The sequence below is a fragment of the Nostoc sp. T09 genome (assembly GCF_002154695.1).
Taxonomy (GTDB): Bacteria; Cyanobacteriota; Cyanobacteriia; order Cyanobacteriales; family Nostocaceae; genus Aulosira.
Map to the genome: position 1 here is coordinate 26,135 of NZ_MTAV01000004.1, position 19,394 is coordinate 45,528.

23 protein-coding genes and 3 tRNA genes are annotated in these 19,394 nt (G+C 41.8%); 15 read left to right on the forward strand and 11 right to left on the reverse strand.

The features are described from left to right. Positions 1-38: 38 nt before the first annotated feature. Positions 39-1,604: a pitrilysin family protein gene (locus tag BV372_RS02605; RefSeq protein ID WP_086682837.1), complete on the reverse strand. Its 1,566-nt coding sequence runs from the start codon at positions 1,602-1,604 to the stop codon at positions 39-41. A gap of 205 nt (positions 1,605-1,809) precedes the next feature. Here BV372_RS02605 and BV372_RS02610 point away from each other — a divergent pair, with 205 nt between their 5' ends. Beyond that, positions 1,810-2,424, forward strand: a complete 615-nt coding sequence (locus BV372_RS02610; RefSeq protein ID WP_086682840.1) for a TetR/AcrR family transcriptional regulator — start codon at positions 1,810-1,812, stop codon at positions 2,422-2,424. A gap of 28 nt (positions 2,425-2,452) precedes the next feature. Here BV372_RS02610 and BV372_RS02615 read toward each other — a convergent pair whose 3' ends face one another. From BV372_RS02615 to BV372_RS02625, 3 genes are all read right to left on the reverse strand, one after another. Further along, a complete protein-coding gene (locus tag BV372_RS02615) occupies positions 2,453-2,890 on the reverse strand; it encodes a DUF4332 domain-containing protein (protein ID WP_086682843.1) in 438 nt (145 codons plus the stop codon). Between the two features lie 119 nt (positions 2,891-3,009). Further along, complete coding sequence (locus tag BV372_RS02620; RefSeq protein ID WP_086682846.1) at positions 3,010-3,870, reverse strand: site-specific DNA-methyltransferase; 861 nt, start codon at positions 3,868-3,870, stop codon at positions 3,010-3,012. A 127-nt stretch (positions 3,871-3,997) separates the two neighbouring features. Further along, complete coding sequence (locus tag BV372_RS02625) at positions 3,998-4,807, reverse strand: PhzF family phenazine biosynthesis protein (RefSeq protein WP_086682850.1); 810 nt, start codon at positions 4,805-4,807, stop codon at positions 3,998-4,000. A 132-nt stretch (positions 4,808-4,939) separates the two neighbouring features. Between BV372_RS02625 and BV372_RS02630 the strand changes: the two genes are divergently transcribed. The 4 genes from BV372_RS02630 to BV372_RS02645 all read left to right on the forward strand — a co-directional run bounded on the left by BV372_RS02630 (position 4,940) and on the right by BV372_RS02645 (position 7,226). After that, positions 4,940-5,146 carry a type II toxin-antitoxin system HicB family antitoxin gene (locus BV372_RS02630; protein WP_086682853.1) on the forward strand — a complete coding sequence of 69 codons (207 nt, stop codon included), beginning with the start codon at positions 4,940-4,942 and terminating at the stop codon, positions 5,144-5,146. Beyond that, a complete protein-coding gene (locus tag BV372_RS02635) occupies positions 5,139-5,384 on the forward strand; it encodes a type II toxin-antitoxin system HicA family toxin (RefSeq protein WP_086682856.1) in 246 nt (81 codons plus the stop codon). The genes BV372_RS02630 and BV372_RS02635 overlap by 8 nt, the downstream gene beginning before the upstream one ends. 173 nt (positions 5,385-5,557) lie before the next feature. Beyond that, positions 5,558-5,818 carry a hypothetical protein gene (locus BV372_RS02640; RefSeq protein ID WP_086682859.1) on the forward strand — a complete coding sequence of 87 codons (261 nt, stop codon included), beginning with the start codon at positions 5,558-5,560 and terminating at the stop codon, positions 5,816-5,818. A gap of 25 nt (positions 5,819-5,843) precedes the next feature. Beyond that, on the forward strand, positions 5,844-7,226 hold the full coding sequence (locus BV372_RS02645; protein WP_086682862.1) for an aminopeptidase P family protein: 1,383 nt from the start codon (positions 5,844-5,846) through the stop codon (positions 7,224-7,226). 93 nt (positions 7,227-7,319) lie between these two features. On the opposite strand, the gene BV372_RS02650 is transcribed toward BV372_RS02645, so the two are convergent. After that, positions 7,320-7,961, reverse strand: a complete 642-nt coding sequence (locus tag BV372_RS02650) for a Uma2 family endonuclease (RefSeq protein ID WP_086682865.1) — start codon at positions 7,959-7,961, stop codon at positions 7,320-7,322. Positions 7,962-8,238: 277 nt separating this feature from the next. Here BV372_RS02650 and ffh point away from each other — a divergent pair, with 277 nt between their 5' ends. From ffh to BV372_RS02665, 3 genes are all read left to right on the forward strand, one after another. Further along, positions 8,239-9,696, forward strand: coding sequence for a signal recognition particle protein (ffh, locus tag BV372_RS02655; RefSeq protein WP_086682868.1), 1,458 nt, complete (start codon positions 8,239-8,241; stop codon positions 9,694-9,696). A 270-nt stretch (positions 9,697-9,966) separates the two neighbouring features. Next, entirely contained in the window at positions 9,967-10,230 is a 264-nt protein-coding gene (rpsP, locus tag BV372_RS02660) for a 30S ribosomal protein S16 (RefSeq protein WP_086682871.1), read from the forward strand. Then, complete coding sequence (locus BV372_RS02665; RefSeq protein WP_086682876.1) at positions 10,190-10,633, forward strand: KH domain-containing protein; 444 nt, start codon at positions 10,190-10,192, stop codon at positions 10,631-10,633. Before rpsP ends, BV372_RS02665 begins: the two co-directional genes overlap by 41 nt. A gap of 2 nt (positions 10,634-10,635) precedes the next feature. On the opposite strand, the gene BV372_RS34975 is transcribed toward BV372_RS02665, so the two are convergent. Then, positions 10,636-10,851 (reverse strand): hypothetical protein, encoded by a 216-nt coding sequence (locus tag BV372_RS34975; RefSeq protein WP_143844947.1) that lies wholly within the window; start codon positions 10,849-10,851, stop codon positions 10,636-10,638. A gap of 43 nt (positions 10,852-10,894) precedes the next feature. Here BV372_RS34975 and rpsU point away from each other — a divergent pair, with 43 nt between their 5' ends. From rpsU to BV372_RS02680, 3 genes are all read left to right on the forward strand, one after another. After that, positions 10,895-11,071, forward strand: a complete 177-nt coding sequence (gene rpsU / locus BV372_RS02670) for a 30S ribosomal protein S21 (protein WP_086682879.1) — start codon at positions 10,895-10,897, stop codon at positions 11,069-11,071. A gap of 211 nt (positions 11,072-11,282) precedes the next feature. Continuing rightward, positions 11,283-12,236 (forward strand): PhoH family protein, encoded by a 954-nt coding sequence (locus tag BV372_RS02675; RefSeq protein ID WP_086682882.1) that lies wholly within the window; start codon positions 11,283-11,285, stop codon positions 12,234-12,236. 80 nt (positions 12,237-12,316) lie between these two features. Beyond that, a complete protein-coding gene (locus BV372_RS02680; RefSeq protein WP_086683027.1) occupies positions 12,317-12,721 on the forward strand; it encodes a ChuX/HutX family heme-like substrate-binding protein in 405 nt (134 codons plus the stop codon). A gap of 67 nt (positions 12,722-12,788) precedes the next feature. Here the strand turns inward: BV372_RS02680 and BV372_RS02685 are convergent, their stop codons facing one another. The 3 genes from BV372_RS02685 to BV372_RS02695 form a co-directional block, all read right to left on the reverse strand. After that, entirely contained in the window at positions 12,789-13,247 is a 459-nt protein-coding gene (locus BV372_RS02685) for a hydrocarbon-binding protein (RefSeq protein ID WP_086682885.1), read from the reverse strand. Positions 13,248-13,379: 132 nt separating this feature from the next. Beyond that, positions 13,380-13,886, reverse strand: coding sequence for a roadblock/LC7 domain-containing protein (locus BV372_RS02690; protein ID WP_086682889.1), 507 nt, complete (start codon positions 13,884-13,886; stop codon positions 13,380-13,382). Positions 13,887-13,903: 17 nt separating this feature from the next. Further along, on the reverse strand, positions 13,904-14,443 hold the full coding sequence (locus BV372_RS02695) for an ATP/GTP-binding protein (RefSeq protein WP_086682892.1): 540 nt from the start codon (positions 14,441-14,443) through the stop codon (positions 13,904-13,906). Positions 14,444-14,908: 465 nt separating this feature from the next. Here BV372_RS02695 and BV372_RS02700 point away from each other — a divergent pair, with 465 nt between their 5' ends. From BV372_RS02700 to BV372_RS02715, 4 genes are all read left to right on the forward strand, one after another. Further along, complete coding sequence (locus tag BV372_RS02700) at positions 14,909-15,706, forward strand: DUF6816 family protein (protein WP_086682895.1); 798 nt, start codon at positions 14,909-14,911, stop codon at positions 15,704-15,706. 94 nt (positions 15,707-15,800) lie between these two features. Further along, a complete protein-coding gene (locus BV372_RS02705; RefSeq protein ID WP_086682898.1) occupies positions 15,801-17,621 on the forward strand; it encodes an ABC transporter ATP-binding protein in 1,821 nt (606 codons plus the stop codon). Positions 17,622-17,729: 108 nt separating this feature from the next. After that, a tRNA-Tyr gene (locus BV372_RS02710) sits at positions 17,730-17,815 on the forward strand. 85 nt (positions 17,816-17,900) lie between these two features. Further along, positions 17,901-17,972, forward strand: a tRNA-Thr gene (locus BV372_RS02715). Between the two features lie 276 nt (positions 17,973-18,248). Here the strand turns inward: BV372_RS02715 and BV372_RS02720 are convergent. Both BV372_RS02720 and BV372_RS02725 read right to left on the reverse strand, forming a co-directional pair. Further along, the gene (locus BV372_RS02720) at positions 18,249-18,902 is read right to left on the reverse strand and encodes a group I intron-associated PD-(D/E)XK endonuclease (protein WP_086682901.1); all 654 of its coding nucleotides are present in this window, start codon (positions 18,900-18,902) and stop codon (positions 18,249-18,251) included. 71 nt (positions 18,903-18,973) lie between these two features. Beyond that, positions 18,974-19,046, reverse strand: a tRNA-Arg gene (locus BV372_RS02725). Between the last annotated feature and the right edge of the window lie 348 nt (positions 19,047-19,394).

Genomic DNA, 19,394 nt, shown 5'->3' on the forward strand with positions numbered 1-19,394 from the left:
TCTTTCTTCGCGTCCTTTGCGTCTTTGCGGTTGGTTTCTTATCCCTTAGACAACAACTTGCCAATCGTGCGATTTTCTGCTGTAAACGATGCCTTTGCTACCCGTTGAATATCAGCAGTCGTCACCGCAGCTATTTCATCCAACTGCTTAAACAAATTCCGCCAAGAGCCAGTTTTCACCTCATATTCCAACAACTGCTGCGCCATCCCCATATTAGAATCGAGACTGCGTAACAAACCTGCCCGTGCTTGGGTTTTCACTCGCTGCAATTCCGCATCTGTCACAAGCTCAGTTTTCAATTTGTCAATTTCTTGGCGCAAAGCTACCGCCAATTCATCAACCGTATGACCGGGAGATGTCAGCGCATAGAATAGCATCAAGTTTGGGTACTTATCACCGGGAAAGCCGCTAAAACCTTGGGCACTCAGCGCCAAACGCTGCTGTTCCACCAAAGATTTATACAGCCGCGACGTGCGTCCATTACTCAATAAACTGCCAATGATTTCATAAACGGCATTATCTGGATGGGTAAGCGCCGGACGGTGATAACCTTCTAGATACCAAGGTTGTGAAGGTAGCTGCAAAGTAACTTCCCGCGTTTGGGACTGTTTTGGTTCTGTGGAGATTTGCTCAACAGCTTTTGGTTTGGCGCTAAAGCGTCCAAAGTAGTTTTGCGCTAGTTTTTTAACCTCAGTTGGGTTAACATCTCCCACAATAGCGATCGCTAAATTGCTGGGTACATAATAAGTGTTAAAAAACTTTTGTACATCTTCTGGTGTCAGATTACGGATATCTTGGTCATAACCAATCACCGGTCGCTTGTAGGGATGGACTTGGTAAGCTGCATCGATAAACTTTTCGATCATCAAGCCGATAGGTGAATTTTCTACCCGTAAACGGCGCTCTTCTAAAATCACCTCTTTTTCTTTATAAAACTCGCGAAATACAGGTTCTAAAAATCGTTCTGATTCCAGCGACATCCACAGTTCTAATTTATTGGCGGGAAAACTGTAAAAATAACGTGTCGCTTCCGTAGAAGTATTAGCATTTAAACCTACACCTCCTGCTTGTTCGACAATTCGCCCCATTTCATTTTGCTTGGCTAGCTTGGCTGCTTGCAATTCAACTTGTTCAAACTCTGCTTGCAGCTTGGCTATCTCATCTTTTTTGCCACTCGCTTTCGCGGCTTTGATTTGGGTATCTAACTGTTGCAGGCGTTCTAGTAATGGTTTTTCAGCATTGTAGTCTTTTGTACCAATACGCTTTGTACCTTTGAAAGCTAAATGCTCAAGAAAGTGGGCTACACCAGTTTTTCCATCTGGCTCATCCACACCTCCAACATCCGCATAAGTCAGGAAGGAAACTACTGGTGCTTGATGTCGTTCTAAAACAATAAATTTCAAACCATTGTCAAGGCGAAACTCCGTTAACTGCTTAACCACTCGATCGAGATAAGGTTGAATCGAAGTGGGAGTTTTGCTAGGTGGTAGCACTCTTAGAGCCGGAGGTGCCGTTTGAGTCTGCGCTAAAGCGACTTCTGGTAGTAAACCACACCAGAACATTGTCAACGCTAAGATAGTAACAAACAGCCGATAAAGTATCATAGATACCTTCTTTGAGTAAGAGAAAATTGCTGGGCAGCACCTGGGCTGATTCATAAGCGGCGATTAAAGTAAAGTTTCATTACCTAAGAGACAAGCTAATTGGGAAACAGAGCGTTAATCTTGTATTAAGCTTTCTGTGCTTTTTGTACTGGACGTTAGACAATAATGCTACAAGTCGTGTTCCGGAGATCTCCCAATAACTACTATGCGAGTTTTTAATTCTCCTCCCCCCTCAGAAGCGCAGACACGTACCCGCATTTTACAAGCGGCACAAAAATTGTTTGCCTCTCAAGGTTTTGATGGCACTACTACCCGCGACTTAGCACAGGCCGCAGGTGTGGCTGAGGGCACCTTGTTTCGTCATTTTCCCAATAAAAAGGCGATTTTGGTAGAAGTAGCAACTACTGGCTGGGTAGATATTCTCACAGATTTGCTCACAGAATTGAGCGAAATGGGTAGTTATAAGGCTGTAGCCCAGGTAATGCGCCGCCGCATGTGGAATTTGAGCAAAAATGTCGATTTGATGCGAGTTTGTTTTATGGAAGTGCAATTTCATCCAGACTTGCGCGATCGCATTCAATTAGATGTCATTACTAAAATGACCGATGTTGCTGAGGCTTTCTTTCAAACGGCTATGGATAAAGGCATTTATCGCCAGACAGATGCCAAATTAGTTGCCAAAGTATTCTTGGGAATGTTTGCGATCGCAGGTTTTTCCAACAATACTCTCATGGAACCCGACGCCTCCCCCCAAGAAATGCAGCAGATGGCAGAAGGACTTGCTGATATCTTTCTCAATGGTGTACTGGCCAAAGAATAAAAAATTCAAAATTCAAAAAATTAGACTTTTAACTTATTTGTCGCGCTTGGTAACTCCACTGCTGTACTAGCTCAATCGCTGGACACAAATCTCGCCGCTGCATTGTTGCTACTTGCAAACGTAAGATTTGTTGGTGTAATCGGTGAGAGGGAACCTGAGCCAATTGCGCTACAGAACCAATACCTGCATGTAATAATAAACCACAATATTGCGGTCCGACGCTGGGAATTCGTGCCAAATCTGCCAAAGCTATCCATTTGTTTACATATTGAAGGTGAACTTGTAATTTATTAGCTAGCGCCAGCCTCGCTTCTAGAGTCTTCCCTTGTTTAACTAGTGCGCCTGTGGTTGTAATTCCACAATTTTGCAGTTGGGATTGCTCTTCTTGACTCAATCCAGGTAATTGTTCAATCGGCCAGTCACACGCTTGAATCGTGTTTTTATTAGTTGTTTGTTTAGGGGACATTTCTTTAAATTAAATAAGAGCTTCTTTAACCATTGTGCCGCAGAATAATTATTTGTGAAATTGAATAACCGAGATTTCTGACTTTTTCAAGAAGTGGGGAATCTTAATTCAAAATAGTGTTACCTAATTTTTTTTCTGCGTTCTTCATTTTTTCTATCAAACCAAAACCAATCTTCATCACTCATGTGATTTGCATCTTTAATCCTTTGAATTGCTAACTCTAAATACTCATAATTAATCTCACATCCTAACCATCTTCTGCCTAATTGTTCAGCAGTTACAGCTGTAGTACCTGAACCTAAAAAAGGGTCAATGACGATATCGTGTCGTTTGGATGAAGCAAGAATAAATTTTCTAATCAGTTCTTCTGGTTTTTGTGTAGGATGTTTTGTTTTTTCATTCATTCCATTACAAGTTGTAGGAATTTCTATCACATCTCTTGGTTTAGCTCCCTTTAAGTTGGGATTCCATGTCTTGCCATTATTCTTACCATTATTGCCATACTGACTAGTTATCGCTTGCGGATGGGATGGATATTTTAAAGTATGTTCTCCATATAATATTCTGACATTATCGATATCCATGTAGAAATATTTTGATTTGCGAAAATGTAAAATGCTTTCATGGGAGCGTCCCCAATCATTTGACAAATTAGCTTTGTTCTTATAATGCCAAATTAGCCAGCGGCAGCCTTGAAAAAAACGAGAAGCAGGTAATTTTAGATCAGCTAATATTTCCGAGAAACCACAAATATAAAAACTTCCAGTAGGTTTAAGAACTCGGGATACTTGCTCAATCCACTCTAAAGACCATTCAATATAAGCTTCTTGAGATTCAAAAGTATCCCACTCTGCTTTTTTTATATTATATGGAGGGTCGGCAATAACTAAATCAACCGACTCTGTATCTAAAGTACGCAGCCACTCGATTGCATCTCCTTGCCAGAGTTGACCATTTTCATGAGAATAGAGTAATTTCATAGCTTCAATATTAATAATTAGTCTGTTACAAATAAAGAATAATCAAGATCCCCGACTTCTTTAAGAACTCGGGGATCTGTAGCTTTTAATTTTCACAAATAAGCTCGGATTTCTATACAACCTGAAGCTATTGCTTGTTTGTTGTAATTAATTCCCCACGCAACACAGTAACAGCTTGTCCAGCTAAAAAGACGCGATCGCCTCCGCTATAGCGCACCTTCACCACTCCCCCACGACTAGATGCTTGATAAGCCAAGAACTCATCTTTACCCAAGCGATCGCGCCAGAAGGGAGCAAGACAACAATGCGCCGCACCAGTTACCGGATCTTCATCAATGCCGAATCCTGGCGCAAAAAAGCGAGAAACAAAATCATACTTGGAATTAGAATCAGTGAGGCTAGTGATGAGCACATTAGACACAGGTAACGTTTTTAATTGTTGAAAATTGGGCTGCATTTGCCGCACCAAATCTTCAGATTCTACTTCCACCAAATAGCCCAAGGAATTCTGGAAAACAGATTTACACTCTACACCCAAGGCTTGGCCAAGTTCTTCTGGAGCAACAGTTGCTTGGGAGTGATTTACAGGAAAATCTAACTCAATCCAGTTAACTTGGCGTTTGGCAATCAACACACCGCTTTTCGTATAGAAACGGGCAATTTCATCCGGTAACAAATACGCCTCTGACCAGAGTACATGGGCACTAGCTAAGGTTGCATGACCACAAAGTGGTACTTCCACCGTCGGCGTAAACCAGCGCAGATTAAAGCCATCATCCTGTTTAACTAGAAAAGCCGTCTCCGATAAATTCATCTCCTGCGCTACATTCTGCATCCAGCGATCGCTTTGAGGAGCAGGTAAAACACAAACAGCAGCAGGATTCCCAGCAAATGGTGTATCAGTGAAAGCATCCACCTGTGTAATGATTTGTCCCATAGAATCACCGTTATATAAGACTTAGACAAAGTTGGATAATGTCAGCTTCTCACAACCTATGTATTTCTCTTAGCGAGCGCATGGTATTGCTCAATAATAGAAACTGAAGTAGTAGAAATATTATGATTGCTTATGACTCGTACTTTTTCAGCAATTGTGTATTGGGAAGATGATGTCTACGTAGCTGAGTGTCCAGAAGTAGGAACAGCTAGCCAAGGCGAAACAATTGAAGCAGCAATTGCTAATCTCAAAGAAGCAACTGAACTTTATCTAGAAGAATTTCCGCTTCCGCAATCAAGTCCCCGTTTGTTAACTACATTTGAGGTAATGAGTGCCTAAGCTACCACGAGTACCTGCTTCTGAAGTTATTCGTGCTTTGGAACGTTTAGGATTTATCCAAATGAGACAACGGGGAAGCCATATAATTTTGAAAAAGCAGATAATTGATGAAAATCAGGATGTTGTTGAAATAGGTTGTGTTGTTCCACTACACAAAAAGACTGTAGCAGTTGGGACACTCAAAAGTATTTTAAATCAGGCAGGTGTTTCAGTTGAAAAGTTTTTAGAGAGTTTGTAGTCATTCCTTAAAAAATACGTAGACGCGGAGCAGCTTGTCGTAGACATCGCATACTTTTCCAGCAGTTCCATCAATTCTTGAATCGATACACTAAAAGCACGGGCTATTTCAGGTTCTGATTTAGCTAGTATGTTTCTGAAATGAGCAAACCTAGCGTTTAAAGGTTTAGGTCAATGGTAAATCAAAACCAACACTTGAGGGTAAAAATCACTGGAGCTATTTTTGCTGCTCTTAACATAGTGATAATTTCTTTAGGATTAAGTAGCTGCGGTGCTGAAGTACAGAATCCACTGAATCAAACTGAGCAACAAAAAGAACAGTACAAAAATCAACCTAACCAAAAACCTCAATCGAGTCAGCAAAATGACGAAGATAACGACGACAAAAAAGATGACGACGACAAAGATGATAAAGACGATGACGATAAAGATTAAATAAAAGCGTTTGAGTTTCTATTTTATGGTTATCCTCAACACCTCCAGTTCTCTGGTTGATATCTTAAGCCAACGGCGGCAACGACTAGCTCAACTAATTGATTTTCCTGCAATTCTTTGGTCTGGAAGCAGCAGTCCGCGTAACTTTGCCGCTAATGTGTATCCATTTCGGGCTAACAGCCATTTTCTCTATTTTGCTGGGCTTCCCTTGCCCAACGCCGCAATTCGCTTGGAGGCGGGGAAGCTAGAACTCTTCATGGAAGATCCCCAACCCAGCAGCGCCTTGTGGCATGGAGAAATGCCTAAGCGTGAGGAAATTGCCCAAATCATTGGGGCAGATGCTGCTAAATCAATGGCAGAATTAGAGTTTTTAATGGCAGACGCAGCCACGATCGCAGTTCAGGATGCGGCTACTTGGACACAGCAATCCCAGCTATTAAATAGATGGGTTTTACCGCAAAATCCACCCCAAGGAATTGACTTAGAGTTAGCCAAAGCAGTTGTTTCCTTACGCCTTACCCACGACGAAGGAGCATTAGCTGAGTTACGTAAGGCGGCAGCTGTGAGTGTGGAAGCACATAAAGTGGGTATGGCAGCAACACCTCAAGCTAGAAGGGAGGCAGAGGTTCGTGGGGCAATGGAAGGTGTAATTATTGCCCATAACATGACTACTTCTTACAACAGTATTGTCACCGTCCACGGCGAAGTTTTGCACAACGAGCATTATCACCATCCACTGCAATCAGGCGATTTACTGCTGGCTGATGTTGGCGCTGAAACTGAAACGGGTTGGGCTGCTGATATTACCCGTACTTGGCCTGTTTCCGGTAAGTTTTCCTCTACCCAAAGAGATATTTATGATGTCGTGCTAGCAGCCCATGATGCTTGTATTGCCAAAATCAGTCCTGGTGTTGAGTATGGCGATATTCATCTTTTAGCTGCCACAGTTATTGCTGAGGGGCTAGTGGATTTAGGGATTTTACAAGGAAATGCCCAAGATTTAGTAGAACTAGATGCTCATGCTTTGTTTTTCCCCCACGGTATCGGGCATCTCCTAGGCTTGGATGTTCACGATATGGAGGATTTGGGCGATTTAGCAGGGTATGAAGAGGGGCGACAAAGGAGCGATCGCTTTGGCTTAGGCTACCTCCGTTTAAATCGTCCCCTGCGTCCAGGAATGCTAGTTACAATTGAGCCTGGGTTTTATCAAGTCCCAGCCATTTTAAATGATGCCAAACAAAGCTCAAAATATCATAATGTAGTTAATTGGGAGCGCTTATCGCAATTTGCCGATGTGCGAGGAATCCGCATCGAAGATGATGTTTTAGTTACAACAGATGGCAGCGAAGTTTTAACAGCCGCGTTACCCAATAAAGCTGATGCTGTCGAAGAACTGATTGCTTCCTAATTTTGAAACCACAGATAAACACAGATGCCCACCGATAATTTATCTGTGTTTATTTATGGTTTGATAGCCTTAGTCTCTGTGTTTGCAATCAGCTCATATATTTTGCTGAATTTGGCTTTTAACCCAGTTGCGAAATTCCCTGACCAAATCTAAATAATCCTTTTGTCCGACTTGCTGTAAAAAATTAGAAATTTCTGAAAGCTGCAAATTTGGGAAAGCTAAACTCCGATCAACAGCTATATATTTTTTATTTTGCAATATATTTATATTAAAATAATTGCCATCATATCGCCATATTTCAGGCACACCCATATCAGCATAAACTTCAAAACGATTTGTGGAACTGCTGGTAATATCAATTTCCACAACTAAATCGGGTGGTGGATCTTGCTCTAAATTTATTCTTTTTTTACCTCTAATTACATTGATATTTTCAATGTAAAAGCATTCATCTGGTTCTGCACCGCTAATGTCTGGACGCTTGAAAGTGGTAGAACCAAGAGGTTCAATCCTAACTTGTAGTTCTTCAGCTAAGGTTTCAACAAATCGACCCAAGATTTTTTTATAACTTTCATGTTCAGGTGAAGGAACCATAATTTCTAGAGTACCGCGATTATAGGTAAGCCTGAGGCGGCGACTAGCACTAAGTTCAGTTAGCAAATTCTCATAAGTTTGCCAACTAATACCTGACAGGTGAATAATTTCTGCGGGTTGGATTAGAGTGTTGCTAGCCATAGCGATAAGTCATCTATAGTCTCGCTGTACAATAGCCATTCTTACCTTCACTGTACTTGATTAATGAAAGCAATGCTTGCCAGGATAAGACCAGCGAAACAACCCAAACCCTAGAATTTTTCCTCAAAAATCAAAATTTACAACTAAAGGACGGTTAACCACCTCAACAGAGATAGGTATTAGGTTGCTCAAGTCGGTGGGAAAACTACTAAGCTGGTAAATAGCACGTTCAAACTCTACCCAAATTCCTACTGGCTTACTATCTGTAATCGAAATTATGTTTGATGCATTAGCTGACCGTTTAGAATCTGCCTGGAAGAAACTACGGGGGCAGGATAAAATTTCTCAATCCAACATTCAAGACGCTTTGCGAGAAGTTCGCCGCGCTTTGTTGGAAGCAGATGTCAACCTCCAGGTAGTCAAAGATTTTATTACCGAAGTCGAAGCCAAGGCACAGGGATCTGAGGTGATCGCTGGCGTGCGACCTGACCAACAGTTCATCAAAATTGTTTACGATGAACTGGTACAGGTGATGGGGGAGGAAAATGTTCCCCTGGCAGAAGTGCAGGGAGAGCCTACCATTGTGCTGATGGCTGGGTTGCAAGGTACTGGTAAAACTACGGCTACTGCTAAGTTAGCCTTGCATTTACGTAAATTAGACCGCAGCTGCTTGTTGGTGGCGACAGACGTGTATCGCCCAGCGGCTATCGATCAGCTCGTGACGTTAGGTAAACAAATTGACGTACCAGTATTTGAACTGGGAAGCGACGCAGATCCAGTAGAAATTGCTCGCCAAGGTGTAGAACGCGCCAGGGCAGAAGGTGTCAATACAGTAATCATTGATACGGCTGGTCGTCTGCAAATTGACGAAGACATGATGGCGGAACTGGCCCAGATTAAAGCCACAGTTCAACCCCAAGAAACCTTGCTAGTTGTGGACTCCATGACTGGTCAAGAAGCAGCAAATCTTACCCGCACCTTCCACGAGCAGATAGGAATTACTGGAGCAATTCTTACCAAGCTGGATGGTGATAGCCGTGGTGGTGCGGCACTATCGGTAAGACAAATCTCTGGTGCGCCAATTAAGTTTGTGGGCGTGGGTGAGAAAGTTGAGGCATTACAACCGTTTTACCCAGACCGGATGGCATCGCGGATTTTGGGTATGGGTGATGTCCTGACCTTGGTAGAAAAAGCCCAAGAAGAAATTGACTTGGCAGATGCCGAGAAAATGCAGGAGAAAATCCTGTCAGCCAAGTTTGACTTCACCGACTTTCTCAAGCAATTGCGCCTGCTGAAGAACATGGGATCGCTGGGAGGCATCATCAAGATGATTCCTGGCATGAACAAGCTCTCAGATGACCAGCTAAAGCATGGAGAAACCCAGCTAAAACGCTGTGAGTCCATGATTAACTCCATGACTCGCCAAGAACGCCAAGACCCCGATCTATTAGCCAGTTCTCCCAGCCGCAGACGGCGGATTGCTACTGGCGCTGGCTATAAAGAGTCTGATGTTAGTAAATTAGTGGCTGATTTCCAAAAAATGCGATCGCTCATGCAGCAAATGGGCCAAGGTCAATTTCCAGGTATGCCGGGAATGTTTGGCGGTGGTATGGGTAACGCCAACGCTTTTGCCGGCAATCGTCCCGCAGCCCCTGGATGGCGAGGTTACACTGACAACCCTGGCGCGAAAAAGAAAAAGAAGGAGAAAAAAAAGAAAGGCTTCGGCAATCTTTAGTCAATTGTCATTAGTGATTTACCTAGACAACTGACAAATGACTCTAGACTAATAGCAGTTAATGCACAGCAAGTGCTAAAATTAGCTTTCCAGTGTGGAAAATTGTGCCTAAAGAAAGTTAAGCCTTAATTAATAGGCAATACGTAGATTTAAGGTGCTTCCTCATTAAAGTCAAAAGCTTTAAGCAACAATGTCTTCTAACTTTTGACTTCTGCGAAACAGCATTTGCTGTCAAGTAATATCTACAAACAGGAGAACGATTCTTCAACCATGATCAAACTGCGCTTGAAGCGATACGGCAAAAAGCGGGAAGCGAGTTACCGCATTATAGCTATTAACAACCTCGCTCGCCGCGATGGTCGTCCCCTAGAAGAACTGGGATTCTATAACCCCAGAACGGATGAAGTACGATTGGACATTCCCGGAATCGTCAAGCGACTACAACAAGGCGCTCAACCCACTGACACCGTCCGTCGCATCCTAGTAAAAGCCAATGTTTTTGAACAGGTCAGTGCCACAACAGCCGCATCATAGTTCCGAAAAACAATCTTCCACAGCCAGCCCCAATTACGAGGGGTTGGTAAGGTTTTTAGTGCAGCCGTTTTTAGAATCTCCAGAGTCTTTAAGCGTCGATTGTGAAATTTCTCAGAGCCTCCAAAAGGCTTGGATTCGCATCGCCTTTGACAGCGCAGATAAAGGGAAAGTGTTTGGTCGGGGAGGACGCAATATTCAGGCGATTCGCACGGTAATTGCCGCAGCGGCCGAAGTTGCTGGACAATCAGTATATCTGGATATCTATGGCAGTAGCGCCTCACGAGAAGGCGCGGCTTTTGATGAAGACCGGGAAGAGCGAGTACCGCCACCCAAATCAAGAGAACGACGTGGAGACGGAAACGGAAACGGACCCATGCCGATCGCTAAACCCCGCACCCGCTAGGTTCAAACTTTACAGCCAGTCTGGGCGGTTTCTACTCCGCTCAGACATTCTAGTAAATAGCAATGGCTAAAAAACGTCCAAATTTGGTAATCTGGCATCAGTGGCGTTAGGCGTCGCGTCACTATAAAATGCTCGAAATCCTTTTGAGGATTGAACAGATGAGTGTTTCTCATCAAGAGAAGCGATCGCCATATTGCTTGTAGTTTAATGAAAATCATCTTGCAACTCTGAATAATCTCTGTCAGGAGGTGAAACCAAAGAGTGGCCGAAGTTCGTTTAGGTGAGAACGAGTCTATTGACTCGGCTCTTAGACGTTTTAAAAAGAAAATTCAAAAAGCCGGAATTTTGTCAGAAGTCAGACGCCGGGAAAGATACGAAAAGCCTAGTTTACGACGCAAGCGCAAAGAGGAAGCCGCACGCAAAGGTGTCCGCTACTAAATCAGAGTAGTGTCTTTGGTGAATGTGGTTAACCTGTATCAATTGTGCAAATTCAGGTTTGAAACTATTTTGAAAGCAAACCTACAGAAAGTAGAGATGTGAGTAATCGTGTCTCTACTTTTATTCCATAAGTCTTAGATAATTCAAAACTAGAATTTCCATTAAGTTTTGCCCAAACTATATAAATACTCCTCATCAATTAAGAAATACTATGGCAGAGTCCTTCAAAATTGAGCTGCCGAATATTCCCAGTGCGATCGCTTTAGCTGGAGATGGAGAAGAAAATCTCAAACTCCTATCCCAGCAAACAGGGGCCAGCTTGGTGCTACGCGGACAGGACTTACATATTTCCGGAACACCAAAGCAAATTGATTTAGCTTCGCGATTAGTGCGATCGCTTGAAGACCTCTGGATTAAAGGTAATAATATCTCCAGCGCCGATATTTCCACAGCCCGTCAAGCCCTAGATACTCATCGAGAAGGGGAACTGCAAGATTTACAGCGAGACATCCTCGCCAGAACTCGACGGGGTGAAGAAATTCGTGCCAAAACTTTTAAACAGCAAAAGTACATTGATGTCCTACGCAAGAGTGACCTCACCTTTTGCACTGGGCCTGCTGGGACTGGGAAGACTTTTCTCGCTGTTGTTGTCGCCGTTCAAGCACTCCTCGCCAACCAGTTTGAGAAGCTAATTTTAACTCGTCCTGCCGTCGAAGCTGGCGAAAAGCTCGGCTTTTTACCTGGAGATTTGCAACAGAAAGTGAATCCCTATCTCCGCCCACTTTACGATGCCATCAATGAATTTATCGATCCAGAGAAAGTCCCTAATTTAATGGAACGCGGTGTAATTGAAGTCGCGCCACTAGCCTATATGCGGGGACGTACCCTGAATAATGCTTTTGTGATTGTAGATGAAGCCCAAAATACCACACCTGCTCAAATAAAAATGGTTTTGACTCGTTTGGGCTTCCGTTCGCGTATGGTAATTACAGGTGACATGACACAAACTGATTTACCAATCAACCAACAATCAGGTTTAGCAGTGGCTTTGCACGTCTTAAAAAACGTTGAAGGCATTGCTTTTTGTGAATTCTCCCAAAAAGATGTCGTGCGTCATCCCCTAGTTCAGCGCATCGTCGCTGCTTACGAACAATATGAGAAATAGTCAAGAATCATTGGCTAATGTCCAAGAACAAATGACAAATGACAAATGACAAATGACCAATGACAAAGGACAAAGGACAAATGACCACAACATTAAATGAATTTTTAGCAGCTTGCGAAAACTTAGGAACTTTGCGTGTAATTGTCACTAGTAGCGCTGGTGTCTTAGAAGTAAGAAGCAAGCTAGAAAAGCTATTTTATGCAGAGTTACCCAAGGGTAAATATGCGAATATGCACACCGAAAATTTTGAGTTTCACTTGAATATGGACAAAATTACGCAAGTGAAATTTGAAACAGGTGAAGCAAAAAGGGGTAACTTTACGACTTATGCTATCCGCTTTTTAGATGAGAAACAGGAGTCTGCTTTAAGTTTATTCTTGCAATGGGGGAAGCCAGGAGAATATGAACCAGGTCAGGTGGAGGCTTGGCAAGCCCTGAAAGATAAGTATGGAGAAGTTTGGCAACCTTTACCAGCCGAGATTTAATTGTGGGAATTGGGCAGAGAGCATAAATATTTATACCCTCTGCCTAATTTTTTATTTGCCACCAATCTTAAAATTCAGTAAACTCAAATACATCATGGCTGCCACCACGTAGCACAGATTCTATTTGTTTACCCATGAATCGTTTACCAATTGCCAGTTCTAGCGCTCCCCAAACAGCACCAAGGGTATAAGTACATTTACGGCTTGAACCTTGAGCTTCTCCAGCAGAGCATAAGGTTTCTGAGGTAAAAATTTTGATAGCATCGCCTTCTTGCTTGATTTGGTCAATGATACACAAGTGAGTACCATCTTTACCTAAGGCTAACCCTAGTTTATAGGCTACATCATCCAAGGATAAGGTTGTATTTACTAAGCCTAGTTCTTTTGCTAAGTGTTTACCACGACTACGACCTGCCGCAGTCAAAGCGATCGCAGTGGCTTTTTCTCCCAAAGCTTCTTCCATACCCGAAATTGCTGCTTTAAAGCAGACAATACTGCTAAAATCTCCCAAAGTAGGACGCAACATCACCAATTCTTCTCCCCAGTTCTCATAAATGCCTAGATTTCAAAATCCAAAACTTTATTGACCGAATTTTAAATTTTGGATTGGAGAATTTCCCAATTTAAAATCCGAAATCTAAAATCCAAAATTGATTGACTAAGCTACTAAAGGCGTAATTTGAGCAACAGCGCGTTTAATTTCTAGAAACAATAAACCTTGTTTAACAGCAGCGTTAGCTAAAACTAATAAAACAGCATCGGAACCACAACTAACTACAATCCCATAGCCTTTTTCGCCTTCAACAACAATCCGGTCAATAGTCCCGCGCACTAATTCGCTACCTATACGTTCACCTAAGGAAAGCATAGCCGCTGACATAGCAGCAGTACGGTCTTCATCCATCTCAGCAGGTAGTACAGAAGCCAAAGCCAGACCATCGGGACTTACCAAAGCTGCACCTTGAATGTTAGATGTACCGCTAACAAATTCTTGTAGAACCTGCTGTAACATTGAAATGTTTATCATGTTTTTTTCCTCAGTAATTGTTGGTAAAAGTTGCTGATTAGTTGTGTGTGAATTTATTGCCAAAGTAGAGGTTTTCCCATCCATGAACATTTGGCTAAATGTCCTTGGAAGTAGCTTGAGGATATTGCCCAAATGCATTGAGGCTCATCTGCTGACTACAATATTGAGGGTTTCATCATTTCTGAGATAAGTACCTTGAAAGCCTCTGTAATTGAAGCTTTTTGAGTAGGATTCACAACTATTACTGGTGGTTTTTTGGTTGCATTGTGCAATCCCAAAGCGATCGCAATATCTTCTGGTTTCCCCGCATTGGGACAGTCCATGTGAGTTAGCCCTATAAGTACAGGAATTTGCACCCTTTGGTTAACAAAGTTGAGAATCTGACTCCCATAGTGGAAATGTTCTGGGCGATGTGCATCTACAAGCACGATGCAAGCTTGAACCTGGCGAATGAGGATGTCCCACATAAAGTCAAATCGGGGTTGTCCTGGTGTGCCATAAAGGTAAAGTAATTGATTAGGTACTATGGTGAACAGCCCAAAGTCTAGCGCTACCGTAGTTTTAGCCTTTAATAGCGCTATTTCATCTGTGCTTCTTTTATCGGTATCAACGACTTCAATTTCACTGATACTGCGAATAAGGCTCGTTTTCCCTGCACCTACGCTACCTGCGATCGCAATGCGTAGGATTTCCATCTAAACCTCCGCAAGGATGATAGTTCTATAGCCGTTGAGATAATTGCAGAGCTGCTTTCTATATGGGTGAAGACAATCGGAATTGCCCACACTGATATCAGCAGTGCAAATATATTCTGGAAGCACATTAGTAGTTCTAGTCTGCTTTGAAAATTTTTACGTAACTATTTTTTCGCAATGATGCAATTCACAAAGCAATTGCACCAGGTATTACGCACCCGAAAATCAGTCAATCAGTATTTTACCGGATTTTACACTATTATTAATTTACTTTTCAAATAATAAACCATTACTTTTTTGTATATAACTTTGTGTATTACATAATACTAAACACAGGGCTTTTATATTTGCATATCGAGTGGGATTACAACTGATAAGTTATGTTTGCTTGCATTTTTGTCACTTGAGTCAACAAAATGCAACACAATTATTCTGTAGATAAATTTTTGCTTGAGGAAAAATCAATTGCTTGCTATGAGGGCGATTTGGAGTTTTTGCTTGGTTGCTTTGTTGGTATTTGGGTGGAATGGAAATGCTACTGCGGGGGAATTGTCTGAAAGATTGAGCAATTTTCCGCAATGGGAAAAATTAACTTCTGTGCAACCTGCTGCCGGCGATTTAGCTTATCCTGAGTGGATGGCAGGTTCTTGGCAGGTTACAAGTACATTAGTGGATTTGGTTGCGCCTTTAGCACCAAATATAGTAACACCTGGATTTGAAGCTAACCGTAAACAACTCAATCAGCCTATAAGTTTTTTAGTCAGATTTATTCCAGAGAAATCACCTATTTCCATACTAAAAATACTTCCAAAGATAGATAACAAATTATCACTATTAGTCGCAGATAGAGCGTTTAATAGCTTGAATTTAGCACGAGCTTATTTAGGAGATGAAGCGGTGCTATCGGTAAAAGTAGATCCAGATTCGCCTAATCGCCAGATTACGTTGTTGCGTGGAGAACGGCAACTAGTTTCTGTTGTTACAGCACGTGCTACAGAAACGACTTCTGATGGGAAATTCATTACTACAGAAGTGTTTCAACAACTTTTTAAAGGTGGTTCTCGTCCTTATTTCAACTCTGTAGAATCTACTACTGCCTACCATCAACTTTCTATATCTAATCCAGCCATAGAAGCAGATCAAGTTACTGCTGTTTACCTTTCACCTCAAGATCCAGATTACTTTGCCGCAGGCTCTAAACCTGTTGCGCTTTATCGCTATCGCCTAGAATTTTTTCCTTCTAAATTACCAACTACTCCCTAAGGATGATTTAGAGGTGTAGAGCTTGACTACATTGTATTACGTATGTAGTATAAAGATTCCAAGCTCAAGCTTACGCTCTTGGAAAGAGTGCATCATGGCCAAATTTCGAGATATTATACATTATTTTCGTCCCTACTGGGGGCTGAGTGTATTCAGTATTACAGCATCCAGCATTTACGAAATTACTGATTTGGTTGTACCTTATGCTATCGGACAAATTTTAAATGTCTTGTCTGGTCAACCATTGGACAAACCACTAGCAGGAGCGATCGCAAATTTTTCTCAACTTATTAATTACCCAGTTAATCAACAACTGTCCTTAGGTGTATTACTTAGCATCATTTTTGTTGTAACTGTTGTAAAAGCGCCAACACAACCTTGGTTAGCTAATTGGTTTCACTGGGATATACCATTAAGAGCACGTCGAGAAAAAAGTCAAACAGCCATAGCCAAAATTCTCACTCTCCCACTGGAATTTTATGATGAAAATAACCCTGGACGTATTGCTGGCAGAGTAGCAAGAGGCGTTTCTAACCATACATGGACATATCCTGAAATTGCCGGACAGTTAATTCCCAAACTAATGCGAGTCCTGGGAATTTTTGTGTTTATTTTGTTGATTGATTGGCGAATTGCGACTTTATATCTGATTTCTTTTGTAATTATTCTTAGCTTTAGCTTGAAAGAGTTAAAACGGCTTATTTGGTACGAAAGCCGTTTGGATAAGTACATGGAAAACACTGAAAGTCGCACTTCCGAACTGATCACTAATATCAAAACAGTGAAAGCATTTGCTACGGAAGCCAAAGAACTAAAGCGGCAAAAACAACGTTTAGATCGGGAATTCGCTGTAGTTGACTATCGCATCCACAAAGGTTATATTCACCTGCTGACTTGGCAGAAAACTGTAATTCAGTTTTGTGTGTTTAGCATACTGGGTTTAACTTTAGCAGCAACAGTAGGCGGTAAGATTTCCCTTGGTCATTTTGTGATGACCTTAACTCTTTCTAGTATGGCCTATGCTGAGTTGGAACCTATCAGCAACTTGGCAGAAGTTTTTGCGCGTCGCTATTCTTCAATGTTACGGTTTCATGAATTTTTGCAAGAGCCAATTGGCTCTGATGCAGATGGTTTACTAAATGTTGAATATCAGGCAGAATCACCTTATCAATTTACTGGCAAAATAGAACTATCTCACGTAAGTTTTGGGTATGATGCCAATCGTCTAGTTTTGCAAGATATCAACTTACTGATTGAGCCATACCAAACAGTGGCCTTAGTCGGGCGTTCTGGTTCTGGTAAATCTACTTTCGTGAAACTATTATTGCGATATTTTGAACCCCAATCTGGTCAAATTCTGATTGATGGCCAAGATATTCGCACATTAGATGTAGGTAATTACAGGCGGAGATTGGCGATCGTTCACCAAGAAGTCGATGTCTTCAACGGAACTTTGTTAGATAATCTCACCTATGGCAGACCAAACGCCAGTTTTGAGCAGGTTCAGGAAGCCTGCAAGATTGCCAGAGTTGATGAAGTGCTACAAAACCTACCCCAAGGTTATTACACCGTTGTGGGAGAACGTGGTGTGAGATTATCTGGTGGACAAAGACAACGCTTGGGAATTGCGAGGGCGTTGCTGGTAGAACCAGACGTACTAGTTTTTGACGAAGCTACCTCCAGCCTAGATTACGAGTCTGAGCGTTCCATTCAATTAGCGATGCGATCAATTCAAGGAACTCGCACCACAATCATCATTGCTCATCGTCTGAGTACAGTGCGAGAAGCCGACAAGATTGTCGTTCTAGATCAGGGAAGAATTGTGGAAGTCGGTAGCCACGATGAACTTTTGCGCCAACAAGGTATTTACCGCCGCTTGCATTCCTTGCAAGAAACAGGTGAACTCCTGAGTTAGTCTTGTGAACTGGGTTTCCTCACAAAACCCAGTTTAGCCAAAATAATTTTTCTAAAATCATTGCGATTTCTAAAACTTGGTGCTACTATTGTAAATCGTGAGACAAATGGGTCGGTGTCCGAGTGGTTAATGGAGACGGACTGTAAATCCGTTGGTTTACGCCTACGCTGGTTCAAATCCAGCCCGGCCCACCACTTCAGAGTTATGAGTTATAATTGCTGAGAGAATGGTAAAGTTCACAGCATTATAGCTCTTAACTAAAAATAAAAGTTAGATTTTGCCCGTGTGGCTCAGTGGTAGAGCACACCCTTGGTAAGGGTGAGGTCACGAGTTCAATCCTCGTCACGGGCTTTTTAAATCATAGAAAAAGCAAAGATTGCATAAATTGGCTGTACGCTACCAGTATCGCTTTGGGTCAATCTAGTTGCATAGAAGTTACATAATAGAATTAATTATTAGATTAAACTAAACAATAAGATATTTTTATTAAAAAACTGATTTTTGTGGATTTATTACTTCGTAATGTAATAGAGAAGAATTTCTGCTATGGCTGTCCATAATCCCCCACGCAATACACATTCGTAAGAGTGATTGTTACAAAGTGAATTCTCGATAGTTGATTTTTAACTATACTTCTACTTTTCCAAAAGCCTTCTTAACCCAATATCCCCTAGGTGGCTTTTCTATACCATAAGCTTTACACCACTTCTCTACAGCCTTATCAGATACACCAAAATCTCTACCGATTTGCGCTGTTGGTTTTTCCCATACCAATTTTTCTAATTCTTCTTTTGATGGTCTTTCTACTTTTCTGGTATTAATTCTAGAGTCTGGATTAACTTTTCTAGTTGTTAAATCAACTCCGAATTCCTTATAAGTTCGCTTAGGCGCTGCTTCTGTAAACTCTCTAAAATCTTCCCACCAGTAAAAAGGGCTGGGTGATTTTGGTGGTGTTATTCTGATGCGGCAACCACCAAATTTAATTGATGGATATATAACTCTATCTATGTCTGGTAAGTAAATAGCATAAAAGTCGAAATCATCCGATTTGTACTTTCTCTCATGACACCCATTCTTATCCGCCCAATTGGTTTTATTTTTAATTGTGCCGCTACTGTTATATTTGGCTTGAATTCTGTAACATTTGCCATATTTGTAGGCAATTAAATCAAAGGGTGCATGTTCAGTTACTACTGGGACAAAAACAGAATATTCTTTTTCAACTAAATCTGCTATGACTTTAGCCGCAGCTAAATCACCCTTGTCTTTTGTGTGGTGCATTGATATGGAATTTGCAGCCTATTGGTAAATTACCATAAAAACACTGCTTGAAGGTTCGTATTTAACTAAAACGAGCGCGGCAGGGTTCGAACCTGCGACCAACGGATTAGAAATCCGTGGCTCTATCCACTGAGCTACGCGCCCAATATAATACTATGGCTCTAAGAAGAGTCACTCATCTAATTATATCGTTTCCCTTACCAAGAAGCAATTGAAAATTGCAGATTTCCTAGTGGGAAGGCTAAGATGCTAGTCGCTAGTTAGTCAATGTACACTAAAAACGAAGTAAATGGACTATTTGTTAGATATATTGTGTGGTCAATGGCTTATTTGGGTGTTGATATAAATCAAGTTTGGGCGGGGTACTGTAGATTAGCCTCTTGCGATCGCGAGGTAATGGTCTACAGTATGCTAGGTAATCGCACTCTTGGCGATACTGTCAAATCGGATTATAGATCGCATATTGAGAACGCCCCTGTGAGGAGTTATTTG